Source organism: Blastomonas sp. RAC04, assembly GCF_001713435.1.
Taxonomy (GTDB): domain Bacteria; phylum Pseudomonadota; class Alphaproteobacteria; order Sphingomonadales; family Sphingomonadaceae; genus Blastomonas; species Blastomonas fulva.
In genome coordinates this window covers 1,011,205-1,031,389 of record NZ_CP016460.1, presented here as the reverse complement: position 1 = coordinate 1,031,389, position 20,185 = coordinate 1,011,205, and the positions used below count along the sequence as shown (strand labels likewise).

Sequence of the window (20,185 nt, the reverse complement as noted above, 5' to 3'; positions counted from 1 at the left end):
CCGCACATGTCGATACTTTGGCAATGGTTCGATTAATGTGTCAAGTGAATTGACAAAAGAACAACCTCCAAATTGAGGCCAACTAAAACCTGAAAAAAATCGGACATCATTTAAATCGTACGCATTTTGGCCCCAAAATGGCTGCTCAATCGGTCCTTTACACCCTCAAAAATGCACCGCCCGCCCATAAGCTGACAACACACCCTCGTGCATCATCTCGCTCAACGTCGGATGCGCGAAGACCGTGTGCATCAGCTCTTCCTCGGTGGTCTCGAGCTGGCGGGCGATGACATAGCCCTGGATGAGCTCGGTCACTTCCGCGCCGATCATGTGCGCGCCCAGCAGTTCGCCGGTTTTGGCGTCGAACACGGTCTTGATGAAGCCTTCGGCCTCGCCCAGCGCGATCGCCTTGCCGTTGCCGATGAAGGGGAAGTTGCCGACCTTGACCTCGTGTCCGGCCTCTTTCGCCTTGGCCTCGGTGAGCCCGACGCTGGCGACCTGGGGGCGCGAATAGGTGCAGCCGGGGATGTTCCAGGTTTCGAACGGGTGCGGGTTTTTCCCTGCGATATGTTCGACCGCGATGATGCCCTCGTGGCTCGCCTTGTGCGCCAGCCAGGGCGGGCCGGTGACATCGCCGATCGCGCGGATGCCCGGCACGTTGGTCTGGCCGAAGCCATCGACCACGATATGGCCGCGCTCGGTCTTCACGCCCAGCGCCTCGAGCCCGATATCCTCGGTGTTGGGCACGATGCCGATCGCGACGATGGCGTGGCTGAACTGGTGCTCCTCGCTCTTGCCGTCCCTGGTCTTGATCTTGGCGGTCACACCCTTGCCGGTGTCGGTGAGCGCCTCGACGCCCGCGCCGGTGAGGATCGTCATCTTCTGCTTCTTGAGCGCCTTTTCCATGAATGCGCTGACATCGGCGTCTTCCACCGGCAGCACGCGGTCGAGCATCTCGACGATGGTCACGTCCGCGCCCATGTCGGAGTAGAAGCTGGCGAACTCGACACCGATCGCGCCCGATCCGATGACCAGCAATTTGCTGGGCATGACGGTTGGGGTCATCGCGTGGCGATAGGTCCAGATGTGCTTGCCATCGGCCTTGGCGAACGGCAGGTCGCGCGCGCGCGCTCCGGTGGCGACGATGATCTCCTTGGCCTCGAGCTCGCGCGTCTGGTCGCCCTGGGTGACGACAAGCTTGCCCTTGCCGGTCAGCTTTCCGGTGCCTTCGACGACGGTGATCTTGTTCTTCTTCATCAGCCCCTTGACGCCGGCGTTGAGCTGGCCCGAGACCTGACGGCTGCGCGCGACGATCTTGTCGAGTTCGTAGCCCACCTTGTCGGCGGTGAGGCCGTAATTGCCCGCATGGGTCATGTAATGGAAGATTTCCGAGGTGCGCAGCAGCGCCTTGGTGGGGATGCAGCCCCAGTTGAGGCAGATGCCGCCCAGCTTTTCCCGCTCGACGATCGCGACCTTGAGGCCCAACTGCGCGGCCCGGATCGCCGAGACATAGCCGCCGGGGCCGGAACCCAGCACGATCAGGTCAAATGTTTCAGCCATGGTTCTCAGCCCTTCTTAGCGCGTTTCATCAGATCAAGATTGCAGAGCATCCACACGATGCAGCATGCCACCGCAGGGGCATAGACAAGCTCTGCATAAGCGACAACTTCGGTCAGATACAGCACCAGCGCAAACCCGCTGCCCGCCGCCGTTGCGAGCAGGAGCGGCACGCGCAGCAGCGGATGCAGGTTCAGCCGTGCCAGCACAAGCGCGACCAGCGCGGTCGCGAGCAGGATCACGAACACCATCACCACGGTGTAGAACGCGTCGGCGGTATCGACGAACGTCTCGGAAATGTTGAGCGCCCCGGTCTGCGCGAGGTTGAACGCGAAACGCCCGACGAGCGTCGCGATCGCGGTGGGGAGCAAAAGGCGGCGGAGGATGAAGAGGAGGATGGTCATGGATGCATGCCCTCTCCCAAAGCCCCCTCTCCCCCTGAGGGAGAGGGAGGGGCCCGCCGCGCAGCGGTGGGAGGGTGAGGGCTTGATACGGCCCGCAAAATCTCTTCTCCCACAGCCTCTATGCTGCCCAATACGTCGTGGTTCCAGAACCGCATCACTCGATATCCCTTAGCGCGCAGAAACGCGTCACGCTTCACGTCGCTTTCACTTTCGCAATGCTGCGATCCATCCGCCTCCACGATCAGGCGGTGCTGCTGGCAAACGAAATCAACAATGAACGGTCCAATTGGCTGTTGACGTCGAAACTTGGCGCCGCCCAACTGTCCAGAGCGCAGGATCGACCACAGTTTGATCTCCGCGTCTGTCATGTCGCGGCGAAGGCTTTGGGCGCGGGTCAGGGTCTTGTAGCTGTATTTCGGCTTCATGCCCTCACCCTCCCATCGCTTGCGCGATGGGCCCCTCCCTCTCCCTCAAGGGGAGAGGGGCCAGACCCCGTGCCGCCGCAGCGAGCACCCTTGCCTCAGGCCAGCATGCCTAGCGGGTTTTCGCACAGTTCCTTGAACGCCTGCATCAGCTCGGCGCCATCGGCGCCGTCGATGGCGCGGTGGTCGAAGCTGCCGGTGGCGCTCATCACCGTCGCGATGCCGAGCGCATCATCGACGATGTACGGGCGCTTCTCGCCTGCGCCGATCGCCATGATCATTGCCTGGGGCGGGTTGATCACCGCTTCGAAGTGCTTGATGCCGAACATGCCCATGTTGGAAAGGCTCGCGGTGCCGCCCTGATATTCGTGCGGCTGCAGCTTGCCTTCCTTGGCGCGTCCGGCGAGCTCCTTCATCTCGGTCGAGATCGCGCCGACGGCCTTGGTTTCGGCGCCAACGATGATCGGGGTGATCAGGCCCGCAGGCGTGCTCACCGCGACCGAAATATCCGCGCGGCTGTAGCTGATCAGCGTGTTGCCGGCGAAGCTGACGTTGCACTTGGGCACCTGGATCAGCGCCTTGGCGAGCGCCTTGATCAGCAGATCGTTGACCGAGAGCTTGACGCCCTGCGCCTCGAGCGCCTTGTTGAGCTCGCCGCGCAGCTTGAGCAACTTGTCGAGCTGGACATCGAGCGTGAGATAAATGTGCGGGATCGTCTGCTTGGCCTCGGTCAGGCGGCGCGCGATCGTCTTGCGCATGTTGGAGAGTTTGGCCTCTTCGTGCGGGATATCGGTGGTGAACGGTGCAGGCGCGGCGGCGGCAGGCGCGGCGGCGGCAGGCGCTGCGGCTGCTTGCGGCGCGGCTGCGGGCGCAGGTGCAGGTGCAGGTGCTGCAGCTTTGGCCTCGCCGGGCTGCGCATCCTCGACATCGGCCTTGACGATACGGCCGCCGGGGCCGGTACCCTTGATCGTCGCCAGATCGATGCCCTTGGCGGCGGCAATGCGCTTGGCGAGCGGGCTCGCCTTGATCCTGTCGTCGTCGGACGAGGCTGTGGGCGCCGGTGCAGGAGCGGATGCAGGCGTAGGTTCCGGAGCAGCCTTGGCCTCTTCCTTCGGAGCAGGCGCAGGCGCAGGCGCCGGTGCGGGCGCTGCAGCGGCGGGCGCGTCGCTCGCATCCTCGCCCTCTGCGGTGATGATCGCGATGATCTCACCCACCTTCACATTGTCGGTCCCTGCCGGAATGACGATCTTTGCGATCACGCCCTCGTCGACCGCCTCGAATTCCATCGTCGCCTTGTCGGTTTCGATCTCGGCGAGCAGGTCCCCGGAGGCGACGGTGTCGCCTTCCTTGACCAGCCATTTGGCGAGCGTGCCCTCCTCCATAGTGGGCGAGAGGGCCGGCATTTTCAGATTGATAGGCATTGGGTGTTTTCCCCCGATTCAGGTGCGCCAATTCGATAACGGGGGCCGTTCTCGACGCTTAGGTCCGTAGGGTCAAGGGGGCATACCCTTGCCACACCTATCATTTTGGCGCAGTCTTAAGGCCAGCAAACGGGGCAGCGATTTTATGCGGGTATATCTGGTCATCATGGATGAAACCAGCGAGGCGCTGACCGCGCTGCGCTTCGCCTCGCGGAGGGCGCAGCACACCGGTGGTCAGGTACATATCCTGGCGCTGGTGCCCAAGCAGGACTTCGTTGCCTGGGGTGGGGTGCAGGCGACGATCGAGGACGAGGCGCGGAGCCGGGCCGAGGCGCTGGTTGCCAATGCCGCAGGGACCCTGTTCGATGAAATGGGCCAGCGCCCGGTGATCACCGTGCGGATGGGCGATGCGACGAAGGAAATCCGCCGCTACATGCTCGAATGTCCCGATCTTGCCATGCTGGTGCTGGGCGCGGCGGCAAGCGGAGCGCCCGGGCCGCTGATCACGCATTTTGCCGGCCCCGATGCAGGCGCATTGCCCTGCCCGCTCACCATCGTGCCGGGCGGGCTGACCGATGCCGACATCGACCGAATGTCCTGACCGCCGCTAGCGGTCAGCGGCTCTGGTGGCGGATGTTGCCGGGGCGACCGCGGCGCTTGATCGGCGGACGCTTGGTCTTGCCATCGTTGCGCCCGCGATAAGGCTCGCGCATGAAGTTGCCGCCTTCGGGCAGCTCGAACTTTATCGCCCCGGTGATGGGATCTGCCTCTACCAGCCTGAGCTCTAGCCGCTGGCCCACGGCATATTGCTCGCCGGTGGTCTCGCCGGTCAGCGTCTGCGCCTTTTCGTCGTACCAAAAGCGCTCTGCGCCCAGCGTCGAGACCGGCACCAGACCGTCGCCGCCGAATTCCTCGATCGTCGCGAAAAAGCCGAAATTCTGCACCCCGGTGATCCGCACCTTGTGCACCTCGCCGATGCGGGTGGCGAGGAAGGCTGCGACATAGCGATCGACGGTCTCGCGCTCGGCCTCCATCGCGCGCCGCTCGTAGCTGCTGATCAGCTGGCAGATGCGGTCGAGCGAGGCGGCGTCCTGCTCGCTGAGCCCGGTAGCAGGCGGCAGATCGCTTTTGGGCGCGGGCTGCTCGAGCTTGTAGGCATCGACCAGCGCGCGGTGCAGCAGCAGATCGGCATAGCGGCGGATCGGGCTGGTGAAATGGCCATAGGATCCAAGCGAAAGCCCGAAATGGCCCATGTTGCGCGGGCCATAATAGGCCTGGGTCTGGCTGCGCAGCACCTGCTCCATCACCATCGGCTTGACCGTGTCGTCGGTCACCCGCGCAAGGATGGAATTGAAGGTGCTGGGCCGCACCACCTGCCCCAGGGCGAACGAGATCTCGAAGGTTTCGAGATAGTCTTTGAGCGCGACCAATTTCTCGCGCGAGGGCGGCTCGTGGACGCGATAGACCACGGGCGCCTTCTTGCCCTCGAGCGCCTTGGCGGCAGCGACATTGGCGGCGATCATGAAATCCTCGACCAGTCGGTGCGCATCGAGCCGCTCGCGGGTCGCGACGTTGACGATGCGGCCCGCCTCGTCGAGAACGATCCGCCGCTCTGGCAGATCGAGGTCGAGCGGCTCACGGGCACCGCGCGCCTTGTAGAGTAGCTTCCAGCACGCCCAGAGCGGGCGAAGCGCGGTTTCGGTCAGCTCGTGCGGCTTGGTGCCGTCGATCGCCGCCTGTGCATCCTCATAGGCGATGTTCGCCGCCAACCGCACAAGCGCGCGGGTGAAGCGCCAGTCCTTGAGCTTGCCGTTCGCATCGATCACCAGATGGCAGACCATCGCCGCGCGGTCTTGGTCCGCCTTCAGCGAACACATGTCCGCAGACAGCACCTCGGGGAGCATCGGCACGACGCGGTCGGGGAAATACACGCTGTTGCCGCGCTTGCGCGCCGACCGGTCGATCGCGCCGCCTGGGCGGACATAATAGGAGACATCGGCAATCGCGACGATCGCCTTGAACCCGCCGGGATTGGTGGGATTGTCATCAGGTGCCGCCCAGATCGCGTCATCATGATCGCGCGCATCGACTGGATCGATCGCGACGATCGGCAGGTGGCGCAGGTCCTCGCGTGCCTCGGTGGTCAGCGGCAGCTTGGATGCGAGCTCAGCTTCGGTGATCGCCTCGGCAGCGAATTCCATCGGGATGCCGAATTTATGGATCGCGATCATGCTGAACGAGCGCGGCGCAAAGGGTTCGCCCAGCACTTCGGTGACCTTGGCAGACACGCGGTCGCGCAATCCGCTCTGTTCGGCCATCACCAACTGGCCGACCTCGGCCTTGCCGGGATCGGAGATCGGGACCAGACGCCGGATGCGCTTGTCGACCGGCTTGAGCCAGAGTTTGCCGCCGCCTTCGTCACGCTGCACTACGCCGAGCAATTGCTCGCCCGCGCGCTGCAGCTTCTTCATCACGAACGCGCGATGACCGCCACCCGCCTCTTCGGTGCGCGCGAGCACGCGGTCGCCCACCGCCAGCGCGCCCGAGCGACCGCGTTCGGAAATCCGCACCTTGGGCGCCGGAACGCCTTCGGCCTGCCAGTTGTCGGGAACCCCGATCAGCTCGCGGCCATCGACCTCGATGATCTTGAGTACGGTGACCTTGGGCAACCCTCCCATCTTGTGGAACGCGCGGCCCGGGGCACTGTCGATCAGGCCTTCATCGGCCATGTCCTTGAGGAGCGCCTTGAGCGCGATCTTCTCTGCGCCGCGCAGCTTGAAGTGCTTGGCGATCTCGCGCTTGCCCGCAGGCTCGTAGGATTCGGTGATGAACTTCAGGATCGCCGCACGATTGGGCATCCCGCCATCGTATGAGCGAGGTGCCTTGGCCTTGCCGGGACGATCCTGCGCCACCTTCTGTTCAATAAGCCCGGGCGAGCAGCACGCGCTCGACCGCGGGCTCGCCGGTGAAGAAGCAGCTTGCACCTGCAGGCGCCGAATTTTCCGGCGTGTTGCGGATGGTGAGCTTGAGCGCCTTCAGTTGCTCGACGACCTTGTCCAGCGCCTCGCCGGTCGGGCGGCACCAGTCCACCGCGACCCAGCCTGGATATTTGCTGCCATCGAAATGCGCCTTCAGGCCAGCCATGTCGGTGACATCGGTGCGCACCTGTCCATCGAGCCGTGCCTTGGCCGAGCAAAACATCAGCGTCTGGATCTGGTCGAGCAGCGCAGGCGCCTGGCCGACGAACGATTCCCAGTGCATCGCCTGATTGTCGAGCTTGCCATCCTCGGCATAGAGCGCGTCGCGGCGCAGCATCGTCACCTGTTCTCCAGCGGCATCGCGCCCGCCGATTTCCAGGATAATCGGCGCACCCTTCTTGACCCAGCCCCAGCGCTTGGGACCGGGCTTGCCCGCCTTCTTGTCGATCAGCACGCGCAGCGGTTCACCGAACGCGCTGGAATCGATCAGGGCGGTGCGGATCTTTGCGCAATAAGCGAGCAGCGCTTCGTCCTCGGGGGTTTCGCGCAGCATCGGCACGATGACGATCTGGTGCGGCGCGATCTGCGGCGGCACCTTGAGGCCATCGTCGTCGCCATGGGTCATGATGACGCCGCCGACCAGACGCGTCGAAACACCCCAGCTGGTGGTGTGCGCGAACTGGAACTGGCCTTCGCGGTCCTGGAAGCGGATGTTCTGCGCGTGCGCGAAATTCTGCCCCAGATAATGCGAGGTCCCGGCCTGCAACGCCTTGCCGTCCTGCATCATCGCTTCGATCGAATAGGTCGCGACCGCGCCCGGGAAGCGCTCGTTCTCGGGCTTTTCACCCGCAATCACCGGCATGGCGAGCGGGCCCTGCGCGAAGTCGCGATACATCGCCAGGATGGTCAGCGTCTCGGTCATCGCATCGGCTTCGTTCTCGTGCGCGGTATGACCTTCCTGCCAGAGGAATTCGGAAGTGCGCAGGAACATGCGGGTGCGCATTTCCCAGCGTACGACGTTGGCCCATTGGTTGACCATGATCGGCAGGTCACGCCAGCTCTGCAGCCAGCGCGAGAACGCGGTGCCGATCACCGTTTCGGATGTCGGACGGACAACCAGAGGCTCTTCAAGCTTGGCTTCGGGATCGACGACCAACTGGCCGTCCTCCATCTTCAGCCGGTGATGCGTGACCACAGCCATTTCCTTGGCGAAGCCCTCGACGTGCTCGGCTTCCTTCGCGAAATAGCTCAGGGGAATGAACAGCGGGAAATAGCAGTTCTCGTGCCCGGTTTCCTTGATCTGCCGGTCGAGCAGCATCTGGATGCGCTCCCAGATGCCATAGCCCCAGGGGCGCATGATCATGCAGCCGCGCACGCCCGATTCCTCGGCAAGGTCCGCTTCCTGGATGACCGCCTGGTACCATGCGGCAAAATCTTCCTGCCGTGTGACGGGCAGCGCGTTCTTCTTGGTCACTGTAAGCTCGATCCTGATGCACTCAAACAAGGCCCGCGTGCCTAGGCGAGCGCGCACGTTCGCGCAATCACCCGTTTGGCACCGGCGCTGTCGTGCCTATTTCTTGTCGACCAGATCGTCGATCTTGCGCTGCATGGCCGAAAGCTGGGCCTTGAGCGCGGCGATTTCATCGTCCGAGGACGAGGATGGCGCAGGCGCCGTTTGCGGCACGCCGGGAGCGCCGGCCTTGTCCTTGCGCGGGTTGAAAGCGCTCGATGCCGCTTCGAACATCGCCAGGTTCTGGCGTGCCAGTTGCGCAAAGGGGCTGTTCTTGATGCTGCCTTCCATCGCGCTCTGGAATTTTTCCTGGTTCTTGCGGAAGGCATCCATCGAGGCTTCGAGATATTGCGGTATCATCGATTGCATCGAATTGCCGTACATCGAGATTAGCTCGCGCAGGAAACCGACGGGCAGCATCTGCTGGCCGCTCGATTCCTCTTCCATGATGATCTGGGTCAGGATGTTGTGGGTGATATCATCGCCGGTCTTGGCATCGACAACCTGGAAATCCTTGCCTTCGCGCGTCAGCTTGGCCAAGAAGTCGAGCGTGATATAGCTCGACGACCGGGTGTTATACAGACGGCGGTTGGCGTATTTTTTGATGATGATGACATCATCCGAATCCGAGGTGCCAGTCTTGGCCATGCGCGCATCTCCCGATAAAAGCTGCGACACTGTAGCACCGCATCATAGTGCACTGCAACATGCGCCCCGCCCCTTGCCGCTTTTCCTTGCGCTTGCCCGCCAGCAGCTTGCGGACAACCCGGCCCGTCTGCTCCAGCTTTTGCAGGCGCTTGACCGTTATGCACGCGCCGATCGCGGCTTCATGCGACCACCCGGGCAGGTTTTGCTGCAGCACGGAAAGACGATGCTGCGCAGCGCCGCAGGATCTCCAACGGCCGCGTCCGCCTCGGATGAGCATCCGCGAATCATCTTCGTCCCTTCGCCGATCAACGCGCCGCATGTGCTCGACATGGACGCCGAATGTTCGCTGATGGGCTGGCTGGGGGATCAGGGGTTGAGCTCAGCTTTGGTCGATTGGGGGGTGACCACGCCATGCGATCGGGGCGACACGCTCGATACCCTAGCCATGGATCGGTTGCTGCCGCTGCTGTCCCAACTGCCTGGCCCTGTTCATCTTGTGGGCTATTGCCTTGGCGGGCTGATCGCGCTGGCGTCGGCATGCCATGCCGAAGTCCGCAGCCTGACGCTGATCGCCACGCCCTGGCACTTCAGCGGCTATGATCCGCAGCGCCGCACCGAGCTTGGCCGGATGTGGGCGCATCACCGGCCCGCCTGCGAGGCTATGGGCCTGGTGCCGATGGAGGTGATGCAGCATGGCTTCTGGACGCTTTCGCCCGACAAGCTGATCGAGAAATACATGAACTTCGGCGCGATGGAGCCCGACAGCGGGCCGGCCCGGCGTTTCGTGGCGGTGGAGGACTGGGCCAATGGCGGCGAGCCCCTGCCCTTCGCGCTGGGCGAGCAGCTGTTCGAGCAGCTTTATGGGGCCGACATCACGGGGCAAGGCGCATGGACGGTGAGCGGCGTGCCCATCAATGCGGCGAACGTGCGTGGTCCGGTACTCGAACTGGCCTCGGCCAGCGATGCCATCGTCCCGCTTGCCTGTTCGCCCGATCTTCCCGGGCGGCAGGTGCTGGCCTCTGGGCATGTCGGCATGGTGGTGGGCAGCAGCGCGCCGCACAGGCTGTGGCCGATGCTGAAAGATTGGATTCTGTCACACGAAGCGCCTAACTAGGGGGCAAGTCCTTCCTCCCCAAACAATCCCGCCAGATGGAGACCATCACCATGTCCAGCATCGTCATCACCGCCGCCAAGCGGACCCCCGTGGGCAGCTTTCTGGGCGCCTATGCCGCAACCCCCGCGCACGAGCTCGGCCGCATCGCGATCGAGGCAGCGCTTGCGCAGTCGGGAATCACCGGCGAGGACGTATCAGAGGTGATCCTCGGCCAGGTGCTCACCGCAGGCCAGGGCCAGAACCCGGCCCGCCAGGCTTCGATCAACGCTGGCATACCCAAGGAGGTGCCCGCCTATGGCGTCAACCAGGTCTGCGGATCGGGTCTGCGCGCGGTCGCGCTGGGCTTCCAGTCGATCGCCAATGGCGATGCCGATATCATCGTCGCGGGTGGCCAGGAAAACATGTCGATGTCGCCGCACGCCCAGATGCTGCGCGCCGGACAGAAGATGGGCGACCTCAAGCTCGTCGACACGATGGTGTATGATGGCCTGACCGATGTGTTCAACCAGTATCACATGGGCATCACCGCCGAGAACCTGGCCGAGAAGTACCAGATTACCCGCGAGGCGCAGGACCGTTTTGCCGTGCGCTCGCAGAACCTTGCCGAAAAGGCGCGCGCCGATGGCCGCTTCATGGATGAGATCGCACCCGTTACGATCAAGGGCCGCAAGGGTGATGTCACGGTCACCGACGACGAGTATATCCGCGCCGGCGCGACCTATGAAAGCGTCGCAGGCCTCAGGCCCGCGTTCAAGAAGGACGGCACCGTCACCGCCGCCAATGCCAGCGGCCTCAACGATGGCGCGGCCGCCCTGGTGCTGATGCGCGAGGAAGACGCCGCCAAGCGCGGACTTGCCCCACTGGGCCGCATCGCCAGCTGGGCCTCGATGGGCGTCGATCCTTCGATCATGGGGATCGGCCCGGTATCGGCCAGCCGTCGCGCACTCGCCAAGGCGGGCTGGAGCGTCGAGGATCTCGACCTGATCGAATCGAACGAGGCGTTCGCCGCGCAGGCGCTGTCGGTGACGCAGGAAATGGGCTGGGACCCCGAGAAGGTGAACGTCAACGGCGGCGCGATCGCCATCGGCCATCCGATCGGCGCCAGCGGTGCGCGGGTGCTCACCACCCTGCTCTACGAAATGGCGCGCCGCGACGCGAAAAAGGGCCTGGCGACTTTGTGCATCGGCGGCGGCATGGGCATCGCGGTCTGCATCGAGCGCTGAACAACCACCTCGCCCGATAGTCCTCGTCATTCCCGCGAAGGCGGGAATGACGCTACCTTCGCTGACCGCAGCACTGAAGCGTCACCCCCGCTTTCGCGGGGGTGAGGGTCAAGGTCGGGATTGGGTTCGAATTCAGTCCACCCACACCCGGTCAAACCGCCGTCCGATCTGGGTCAGCCATTCATACTGGCTGATCCCGGTCGCGGCTTCGGCCTGAGGCAACACCAGATCGGCGGCGATCCAGTCGCCTTCGCCCAGATCGGGCGCGGCGCTGATATCGATGCAGGTGAGATCCATCGACACGCGCCCAAGCAAGGGCAGCCGGATACCGTCTTTGACAAAGCCGCCAAGCGATGAGAGCCCGCGCTTGAAGCCGTCGGCATAGCCCAGGGACAGCGTGGCAGTCCGCATGTCGTCCGACGCGGTGAAGGTCGCGCCATAGCCAACGCTGTCGCCCGCCTGCACCTTGCGCACCTGAAGAACCCGGGTCTCGATCCGCATCACCGGCTGGATCACATCGGCAAGCGCCGCAACCGGCACTCCGCCGTACAGCGCCAGCCCGGGCCGGGTGCAATCGAAGTGATAGCCGTGTCCCAGAGATATCCCGGCGCTGTTGGCAAGGCTGTAGCGGCGGGCGGTCACTCCGGTTCGCACCTGATCGAACCGCAGCCGCTGCGCCTCGTTCTGCGCGCTGTCCTCATCGGCAGAGGCGAGGTGGCTGAGACACAGATCGATATCCAGCCCTGCGCAGTGCCCCGCGACATCGTCGCGCCAATCGAGCCCCAGCCGCGACATTCCGGTGTCGATCATGACGTGGCAGGTGCCGCCGCCCATCGCCCGCCAGCGCGCGATCTGCTGGGCGCTGTTGAGCACCGGGACCGCGCCGGCTGCCAGCGCCACCGCCTCTTCCCCCGGCGCGATGCCATGCAGCACCGCGATGCGCGCCGGGTCGACCAGCCCGGCCAGAGCCTGTGCCTCGGCCCAGTGCGCGACAAAAAAGTCGCGGCAGCCGGCAGACGCCAGCCGCGCAACGACCTCGCGCGCGCCAAGGCCATAGCCATCGGCTTTGACCGCCGCGCCTGCCGCTGCCCGTCCGCTCAGTCCATCGAGCGCGCGCCAGTTGGCCGCCAGCGCGCCGCCATCGAGCACCAGCCGCATGTTCGCACCGATATCTGCGATGTCAGAGATGTTCCGGCTCCACTCCCGGCCTGTGCGTTTCCTGCAGCCAGATCATGCTCACCACGAATGCCATCAGCACCACGCCCCAGGTGTACCACAGCCCCGAATAGGGATTGCCCGTCTTGGCGATGATGAAACTGGCGATGAACGGCAGGAAGCCGCCGAAATAGCCGGTACCGAAATGATAGGGGATCGACATCGAACTGTAGCGGATGCGCGGCGGAAACATTTCGGAAAGCAAAGCCGCCACCGGACCATAAGTTGCAGCCGACAGCGCGCCCAGCCCCGCCAGCGCCATCACGATCACGAGAATGCTGAGCGCAGGCGGCACCCGCGGGGTGAAGTCATAGCCCGCCGCCGCCAGCGCGGCATCGACGCCCGCGCTGCTGGTATCGCTCACCACCGTATCGCCGATCTTGACCGCGACGCGCGGGCCTTCGCTCAGCGTATAGCCGACACCCTTGGCGGTGAACTGCGCGAGCAGCTTGCCGCAACCGGTCTCCTGCTCCTTGGCGAACGGCGAATAGCTGCATTCGGGGCCCGAGATCACCACCGGCGCGCGTTCCATCGCGGCGTTGAGCGCAGGGTTGGCGACGCTGCCGATCAGCCAGAACAGCGGAAAGACCAGCACCAGGGTCAACGCATAGCCCCAGACGATCGGCTTCTTGCGCCCGAGCTTGTCCGAGAGCGACCCGAAATAGATGTAGAACAGCATCGAGATGCAGGCCGCGCCGCCGACGATGATCTCGGCCGCGGTGTCATCGACCCGCATCGGACCCTTGAGAAACGACAAAGCGGAGAACATCGCGGTATACCAGATCACGGTGAGACCCGCGGCGATGCCGAACAGCGCGACGAACAGCCGCTTCTTGTTGCCGGGATAGGTAAAGCTTTCAACGAACGGATTGCCGGCAAGCTCGCCGCCCGCCTTCATCGCCTTGAATACCGGGCTTTCCGACAGCTTGAGCCGCATCCAGAGCGATACCGCGAGCAGCAACAGCGACAGCAGGAACGGCACGCGCCAGCCCCAGTCGTTCCACAGTTCCTCGCTCATGATCGCCTTGCAGCCCAGCACCACGATGAGGCTCAGCACGAAGCCGCCGACAACGCTCGCCTGGATGAAGCTGGTGTAGAACCCGCGCTTTTCAGGTGGGGCATGTTCGGAGACATAGATAGCCGCGCCACCATATTCGCCGCCCAGCGCCAGCCCCTGCAGAATGCGCAGCAGAATGATGATGATCGGCGCGGCAATGCCGATGGTATCGGCCGACGGGATCAGGCCGACGCCTGCGGTGGCGATCCCCATCAGCGTCACCGTCACCAGAAAGGTGTATTTGCGCCCCAGCCGGTCGCCCAGGAAGCCGAACAGGATCGCGCCCAGTGGACGGAATCCGAAGCCCACGGCAAAGCCCGCCCAGACCAGCAATGTCTCCAGCGTCACGTTTCCGCTGGGGAAGAACGTGCGCCCGATGATCGCGGCCAGCGTGCCGTAGATGAAAAAGTCATACCACTCGAAAATGGTGCCCAGCGATGATGCGCCGATCACCAGCCGGATCTCCGACTTGCTCGGCGTCATGATGTCCCCGTCCGCTGCGACCGTTGCGGTCATCCAGCATCTCCCCAAATGCGTCCCTTATTCGAGTTCGAGTATCACCGCATCGACGGCAAGGCTATCCCCTTCGGCAGCGCTGATCGTCTTGACCGTGGCCGCCTTTTCGGCGCGCAGGATGTTCTCCATCTTCATCGCCTCGACAATCGCCAGCGGCTGGCCCGGCTGCACCTTGTCGCCTTCGGCGACGTGCAGCTTCACCAGCAGGCCGGGCATCGGGCACAGCAGGAAGCGCGACAGATCGGGCGGGACCTTCTCGATCATGTGGCGGGCATGCTGCGCAACATGCGCTGGCAGAACCTCGAAACGATGCTGTGCGCCGCGCGCGGTCAGCGCAAAGCCGGTGCGGGTGCGCAGCACCTTGACCGCGAGCTCGTCAGACACATCCTCGTCACCGAAATCGGCAATCGCCATCCGGTCACCGGGGGTATAGCCCATCGCCATGTCGACGACCTCGCCATCGACCACGATCGCATCCTCGCTGACCGAAACCTCCATCGCGACATCGCCCTGGCGCACGCGCCATTCGGACGGCGGGGTCAGCCGGTTGCCCAGCTGGCCGCTGACCCGCAGCGCGCGATCGGCTTCGGCGGTGGCGATGAATGCGGCGATCGCCGCCAACCGCTGCAGCAGCTCCGGCGACGCAGGCGCACCCATGAAGCCATCAGGATATTCCTCGGCGATGAAGCCGGTGGTGATGTTGCCCGAGCGGAAGCGCGGATGCTGCATCAGCGCCGAGACGAAATCGAGATTGTGCCCGGGGCCTTCGAGCTCGAAGCGGTCGATCGCCTTGATCTGACGGTCGATCGCCTCGATGCGCGTATCGCCATAAGTGATCAGCTTGGCGATCATCGGATCGTAGTGGATCGAGACCTCCCCGCCCTCCTCCACGCCGTCATCGACGCGCACGCCCTTCTTCTGCTTGGGCGGATTGTAGCGCACCAGACGCCCGATCGAAGGCAGGAAGCCGCGATAGGGGTCCTCGGCATACACCCGGTTTTCGACCGCCCAGCCGGTCAGCGTCACCTCTTCCTGCGTGAAAGCCAGCGGCTCGCCATTGGCGACGCGGATCATCTGCTCGACCAGATCGAGCCCGGTGACCAGTTCGGTCACGGGATGCTCGACCTGAAGCCGGGTGTTCATTTCGAGGAAGTAGAAACCGTCGCCGGTGGTGTCCGCGCCCGATACGATCAGCTCGACCGTGCCGGCGCTGTAATAACCCACCGCGCGTGCCAGCGCGACCGCCTGCTCGCCCATCTTCTTGCGCATTTCCGGCGTGACGAAGGGCGATGGTGCTTCTTCGACCACCTTCTGGTGGCGGCGCTGGATCGAGCATTCGCGTTCGCCCAGATAGACGATGTTGCCATGCTGGTCGCCCAGCACCTGAATCTCGATATGCCGCGGCTGGAGGATGAACTTCTCGATGAACACTCGGTCGTCGCCGAAGCTGGCAAGGCCCTCGCGCTTCGTCGCCTCGAAGCCCTCGCGCACGTCCTGCTCGTTATAGGCGAGCCGCATGCCCTTGCCGCCGCCGCCTGCCGAGGCCTTCATCATCACCGGATAGCCGATCTCGCCTGCGATCCGCACCGCATGCTCGGTATCGTCGATCTCGCCGACAAAGCCGGGCACGACGTTGACGCCCGCCTGCAATGCCAACTTCTTCGATTCGATTTTGTCCCCCATTGCGGCAATCGCACCCGGAGGGGGGCCGATAAAAGTGATGCCCGCTGCCTTCAGCGCTTCGGCAAAGCTGGTGCGCTCGGAGAGGAAACCATAGCCCGGATGCACCGCATCGGCGCCGGTCTGCTTGCACACCTCGATGATCTTGTCCGCGAGCAGGTAGGACTGCGCGGCAGGCGAAGGGCCGATGTGCACGGCTTCATCCGCCATCTCGACATGCGGCGAGCGCGCATCGGCATCCGAATAGACGGCTACCGTCTTGATGCCCATCTTCTTGGCGGTGCGGATAACCCGGCAGGCGATCTCGCCGCGGTTGGCAATCAGGATTTTGGTGATTGGCATGATAGATCGAATCCACTTTTTGGGTCTTGCTCGACCGCGGTTGGGAAGAGGTATTGAAGCGCCTCAGGCGAGACGGTGTGGTAAATGGTGGCGTGGGTCAGATCGGGACGCGGCGCATAGCACCAGCTCTGGCCGCTGCGGCTGCTGGCACCCAGCGCCGCGGTGAGCCGGTCGACCCCCGTCTGCATCTCGCGGCCTTCGTCGGCGATCGTCAGATACAGCCGGTGCGGCTTCGCGGTGGGCTTGGCCAACAGCGCGGCCGAAGCCTTGGCGAGCCGCTCGTCATCCCACCACAGGCTGGGGCTGATCGCGGCGTAATGATCGAACAAGTCGGGTTCGTTGAGATAGGTTTCGACGATGAACAGCCCGGCGAGCGATTCCCCGATGACGCCGGTTTCGCCCGATGTGCGATAGCTTTTGGCCACCATCGGCATGACCTCGTCGCGGATGAATGCGCGGAACGCCGCCGAGCCACCAGCGGTCGGAAACTCCTTGATCAGCGCAGCATCCTGCGTCGGCCCGGTCAGCTCGCGCCTGCGGTCCATGGTGGCGATGCCGACCACGATCACATCCTGCGACCGTGCCCAGAGTGCACCCAGCGCGCTGGTTCCGGCGATATGCAGGAAGTCCTGATCCAGCCCGCCGTCGATCAGATACAGCACTGCGTAGGTCTTGGCCGATGTTGCGTATTCGGCGGGCAGATAGACGTTGACCACCCGCGCCTGCGCCAGCGGCTTCGACGCGAGCGTGTGCGTCTCGCCAACGGTGATCGGCACCGGCTGCGCGGCGGCGGATGCAGCGCAGGTGAGTGCCATCAGAAGCAGGCATAGCAGGCGAGAAATCACTCCGCCGCCTCCAGGTGCCCATGCGGCTGCGCGGCCATCGCCTTCATGCCCAGCTTGGAGAGCAGCGCCCCGTCCTTGTCGTCGCCGGCATTGGGCGCGGTGAGCAATTTGTCTCCGGTGAAGATGCTGTTCGCGCCGGCCATGAAGCACAAGGCCTGGCAGCTTTCGGACATGCTCTCACGGCCCGCGCTGAGGCGCACCATCGAGCGCGGCATGGTGATGCGCGCAACCGCGACGGTGCGGACGAACTCGATCTCGTCAATCTTCGCGAGCGGCGTATCGGCGAGCATGTCGCCCAGCACCGTGCCCTTTACGGGCACGAGCGCGTTGATCGGAACGCTTTCGGGGTGCGGCATGGTGGCGAGCGCGTGGATGAACCCGATGCGATCCGAGCGCGTCTCACCCATGCCGACAATGCCGCCGCAGCAGACGTTGATGCCTGCGGAGCGCACATTGTCCAGCGTCTCCATCCGATCCTCGAAGGTGCGGGTGGTGATGACGTTGGCGTAGTTTTCCGGCGCGGTGTCGATGTTGTGGTTGTAGTAATCGAGACCCGCATCGGCGAGCTGTTTGGCCTGCGACGCGGTGAGCATCCCCAGCGTCATGCAGGTTTCCATCCCCATCTCGCGCACGCCCTTGACCATCGCGGCAAGCTTGGGGATGTCCTTGTCCTTGGGGTTGCGCCAGGCCGCCCCCATGCAGAACCGGCCTGAGCCATGGTCCTTGGCTTGAGCAGCAGCCTGAAGCACCGCCTGCACGTCCATCAGCTTGGTCGCCTTGACGCCGCTGTCGGCATCCTTGGACTGGCTGCAATAGCCGCAATCCTCGGGGCAGCCGCCGGTCTTGATCGACAGCAGGGTCGAGAGCTGCACCTCGTTGCGCGGGAAGCCCGCACGGTGAACGGTCTGCGCCTCGAACATCAGGTCGTTGAACGGCAGGTCGAACAGCGCGGTGATCTCTTCGCGGGTCCAGTTACACCGGCTCTGGCCGGTGTACCCCTGCGCAGGCAGGGGCCCATCTCCAGAGCGTCCGGCAAGCGCTGCACTAAGGGGTGAGTTCAGGTGATGGGCCCCTGCCTTCGCAGGGGACCGGGTTGTAAGATCATTCATTCTGCTGCTTCCTGAAGGGGTGGCATGTTATGCCCCAGCAGACGCAACACGTCCGCCGCGCATTCGACGACGTTTGATCCGGGGCCGTAGATGCCCTGCACCCCGGCATCGCGGAGGAAATCATAATCCTGCGGCGGGATAACGCCGCCTGCGATCACCTTGATGTCATTGCGGCCCGCCTCCTTGAGACCTGCGATCAGCGAGGGGATCAAGGTCTTGTGTCCGGCGGCAAGCGAGGAAGCTCCGACGACATCGACATTGCTTTCAAGCGCGAGCACCACAGTCTCTTCGGGTGTCTGGAACAGCGGGCCCGAGACAATCTCGAAGCCCAAGTCGCCGAACGCCGAGGCGATCACGTTCGCGCCGCGATCATGCCCATCCTGCCCCATCTTGGCGACGAGCAGCTTGGGCTTGCGGCCCAGACGGCGTTCGACCGCTTTCACCCCCTCGACCACCTGCGCCCAGCGGCCGTCATCGACATAAGGCGCGCTGTAGACGCCCTTTACCGGGGTCGGCACGGTGGCATAGCGGCCGAACACGTCCTCCATCGCCTGGCTGATCTCGCCCAAAGTCGCGCGCGCACGCGCCGCATCCACCGCAAGCGCCAGCAGGTTGCCATCGCCCTTGGCGCCTTCGCGCAGGGCATCGAGCGCCGCCTGGCACGCGGCCTGATCGCGCGATGCCTTAACCGACGCAATCCGAGCAACCTGCCCTTCGCGGACCTTGGCGTTGTCGACGTCGAGCGTATCTAGCTGGTCCTCGCTCGGCAGCCGGTACTTGTTCACGCCGACCACAACATCCTCGGCGCGATCGACGCGTGCCTGGCGTCCAGCGGCGGCTTCCTCGATCATCGCCTTGGGCCAGCCCGCGGCCACGGCCTTGGCCATGCCGCCTTCGCTCTCGACGCGCTCGATAATCTCCCACGCCTTGTCGACCAGTTCCTGCGTCAGGCTTTCGATATAATAGCTACCGCCCAGCGGATCGACGACCTTGGTCATCCCGGTTTCTTCCTGGATGACGATCTGCGTGTTGCGGGCGATGCGCGCGGAGAAATCGGTGGGCAACGCGATCGCTTCGTCGAGCGCATTGGTGTGCAGCGACTGCGTGCCGCCCAGCATCGCGGCCATCGCCTCGATCGTGGTGCGGATGACGTTGTTGTACGGGTCCTGCTCGGTCAGCGACACGCCCGATGTCTGGCAGTGGGTGCGCAGCATCTTGGAGCGTTCGTCATGAGCACCCAGCCTGGTCATCACCCGGTGCCAGAGCACGCGTGCGGCGCGCAATTTGGCGACTTCCATGAAGAAGTTCATGCCGATGGCGAAGAAGAAGCTCAGCCGTCCGGCGAACTTGTCAATGTCGAGGCCGGAAGCCACGCCGTATTTCACATATTCCATGCCATCGGCGATGGTGAAAGCGAGCTCCTGCACCTGCGTCGCGCCGGCTTCCTGCATGTGATAGCCCGAGATCGAGATGCTGTTGAACTTGGGCATCTCGCGGCTGGTATAGCCGAAAATGTCAGAGATGATCCGCATCGAAGGCTCGGGCGGGTAGATATACGTGTTGCGGACCATGAACTCCTTGAGGATGTCGTTCTGGATGGTCCCATCGAGCAGCTTGCGGTCGACGCCCTGCTCCTCGCCCGCAACGATGAAGAACGCGAGGATCGGGATAACCGCGCCGTTCATCGTCATCGAGACCGACATCTTGTCGAGCGGGATGCCGTCGAACAGGATCTTCATGTCCTCGACGCTGTCGATCGCGACGCCTGCCTTGCCGACATCGCCAGTGACGCGCGGATGGTCGCTGTCATAGCCGCGATGCGTCGCGAGATCGAACGCGACCGACAGCCCCTTCTGCCCGGCAGCGAGGTTGCGCCGATAGAAAGCGTTCGATTCCTCGGCGGTGGAAAAGCCGGCGTACTGGCGGATCGTCCAGGGGCGGCCTGCATACATGCTCGCGCGCACCCCGCGGGTGAACGGCGCAAAGCCCGGAAGGCCGGGATCGACCGACACATCGTCCGCGGTGTACAGCGGCTTGACCGCGATCCCCTCGGGCGTTTGCCAGGTGAGATCGCGTCCCTTGACCTCCTTTTCGGCCAGAGCCTGCCAGTCGGCGATTTTGGGTGTGTCGGTCATTCTATCGGT

General features: G+C 64.1%; 16 protein-coding genes. 3 read left to right on the top strand and 13 right to left on the bottom strand.

Going from position 1 to position 20,185, the window contains the following annotated elements:
• Positions 1-165: 165 nt before the first annotated feature.
• From lpdA to BSY18_RS05975, 4 genes are all read right to left on the bottom strand, one after another.
• Positions 166-1,560, bottom strand: a complete 1,395-nt coding sequence (lpdA, locus tag BSY18_RS05990) for a dihydrolipoyl dehydrogenase (RefSeq protein ID WP_069049985.1) — start codon at positions 1,558-1,560, stop codon at positions 166-168.
• Positions 1,561-1,565: 5 nt separating this feature from the next.
• Positions 1,566-1,961: a hypothetical protein gene (locus BSY18_RS05985; protein ID WP_069049984.1), complete on the bottom strand. Its 396-nt coding sequence runs from the start codon at positions 1,959-1,961 to the stop codon at positions 1,566-1,568.
• Positions 1,958-2,386 (bottom strand): endonuclease domain-containing protein, encoded by a 429-nt coding sequence (locus tag BSY18_RS05980; protein WP_069049983.1) that lies wholly within the window; start codon positions 2,384-2,386, stop codon positions 1,958-1,960. Before BSY18_RS05980 ends, BSY18_RS05985 begins: the two co-directional genes overlap by 4 nt.
• A gap of 95 nt (positions 2,387-2,481) precedes the next feature.
• Positions 2,482-3,804 carry a pyruvate dehydrogenase complex dihydrolipoamide acetyltransferase gene (locus tag BSY18_RS05975; protein ID WP_069049982.1) on the bottom strand — a complete coding sequence of 441 codons (1,323 nt, stop codon included), beginning with the start codon at positions 3,802-3,804 and terminating at the stop codon, positions 2,482-2,484.
• A gap of 145 nt (positions 3,805-3,949) precedes the next feature.
• On the opposite strand from BSY18_RS05975, the gene BSY18_RS05970 reads away from it, so the two are divergent.
• The gene (locus BSY18_RS05970) at positions 3,950-4,405 is read left to right on the top strand and encodes a universal stress protein (RefSeq protein WP_054134965.1); all 456 of its coding nucleotides are present in this window, start codon (positions 3,950-3,952) and stop codon (positions 4,403-4,405) included.
• Positions 4,406-4,418: 13 nt separating this feature from the next.
• On the opposite strand, the gene rnr is transcribed toward BSY18_RS05970, so the two are convergent.
• The 3 genes from rnr to phaR all read right to left on the bottom strand — a co-directional run bounded on the left by rnr (position 4,419) and on the right by phaR (position 8,940).
• Positions 4,419-6,662, bottom strand: coding sequence for a ribonuclease R (gene rnr / locus BSY18_RS05965; RefSeq protein WP_236823508.1), 2,244 nt, complete (start codon positions 6,660-6,662; stop codon positions 4,419-4,421).
• Positions 6,663-6,723: 61 nt separating this feature from the next.
• A complete protein-coding gene (gene proS, locus BSY18_RS05960; RefSeq protein ID WP_083231618.1) occupies positions 6,724-8,256 on the bottom strand; it encodes a proline--tRNA ligase in 1,533 nt (510 codons plus the stop codon).
• Positions 8,257-8,352: 96 nt separating this feature from the next.
• Positions 8,353-8,940, bottom strand: a complete 588-nt coding sequence (gene phaR / locus BSY18_RS05955; RefSeq protein ID WP_054134966.1) for a polyhydroxyalkanoate synthesis repressor PhaR — start codon at positions 8,938-8,940, stop codon at positions 8,353-8,355.
• Between the two features lie 73 nt (positions 8,941-9,013).
• On the opposite strand from phaR, the gene BSY18_RS05950 reads away from it, so the two are divergent.
• Both BSY18_RS05950 and BSY18_RS05945 read left to right on the top strand, forming a co-directional pair.
• On the top strand, positions 9,014-10,054 hold the full coding sequence (locus BSY18_RS05950; RefSeq protein WP_083231329.1) for an alpha/beta hydrolase: 1,041 nt from the start codon (positions 9,014-9,016) through the stop codon (positions 10,052-10,054).
• 50 nt (positions 10,055-10,104) lie between these two features.
• Positions 10,105-11,277 carry an acetyl-CoA C-acetyltransferase gene (locus BSY18_RS05945; protein WP_069051737.1) on the top strand — a complete coding sequence of 391 codons (1,173 nt, stop codon included), beginning with the start codon at positions 10,105-10,107 and terminating at the stop codon, positions 11,275-11,277.
• Between the two features lie 132 nt (positions 11,278-11,409).
• On the opposite strand, the gene alr is transcribed toward BSY18_RS05945, so the two are convergent.
• The 6 genes from alr to scpA are packed head-to-tail and all read right to left on the bottom strand — an operon-like array spanning position 11,410 to position 20,176.
• Complete coding sequence (gene alr, locus BSY18_RS05940; protein WP_069049980.1) at positions 11,410-12,435, bottom strand: alanine racemase; 1,026 nt, start codon at positions 12,433-12,435, stop codon at positions 11,410-11,412.
• A 22-nt stretch (positions 12,436-12,457) separates the two neighbouring features.
• Complete coding sequence (locus BSY18_RS05935; RefSeq protein WP_069049979.1) at positions 12,458-14,065, bottom strand: MFS transporter; 1,608 nt, start codon at positions 14,063-14,065, stop codon at positions 12,458-12,460.
• A 24-nt stretch (positions 14,066-14,089) separates the two neighbouring features.
• Complete coding sequence (locus tag BSY18_RS05930; RefSeq protein WP_069049978.1) at positions 14,090-16,087, bottom strand: acetyl-CoA carboxylase biotin carboxylase subunit; 1,998 nt, start codon at positions 16,085-16,087, stop codon at positions 14,090-14,092.
• Positions 16,066-16,902: an alpha/beta hydrolase gene (locus BSY18_RS05925; RefSeq protein WP_069049977.1), complete on the bottom strand. Its 837-nt coding sequence runs from the start codon at positions 16,900-16,902 to the stop codon at positions 16,066-16,068. Before BSY18_RS05925 ends, BSY18_RS05930 begins: the two co-directional genes overlap by 22 nt.
• Before the next feature lie 26 nt (positions 16,903-16,928).
• The gene (gene bioB, locus BSY18_RS05920; protein ID WP_236823460.1) at positions 16,929-18,041 is read right to left on the bottom strand and encodes a biotin synthase BioB; all 1,113 of its coding nucleotides are present in this window, start codon (positions 18,039-18,041) and stop codon (positions 16,929-16,931) included.
• Positions 18,038-20,176, bottom strand: coding sequence for a methylmalonyl-CoA mutase (scpA, locus tag BSY18_RS05915; RefSeq protein ID WP_069049976.1), 2,139 nt, complete (start codon positions 20,174-20,176; stop codon positions 18,038-18,040). The genes bioB and scpA overlap by 4 nt, the downstream gene beginning before the upstream one ends.
• Positions 20,177-20,185: the final 9 nt, after the last annotated feature.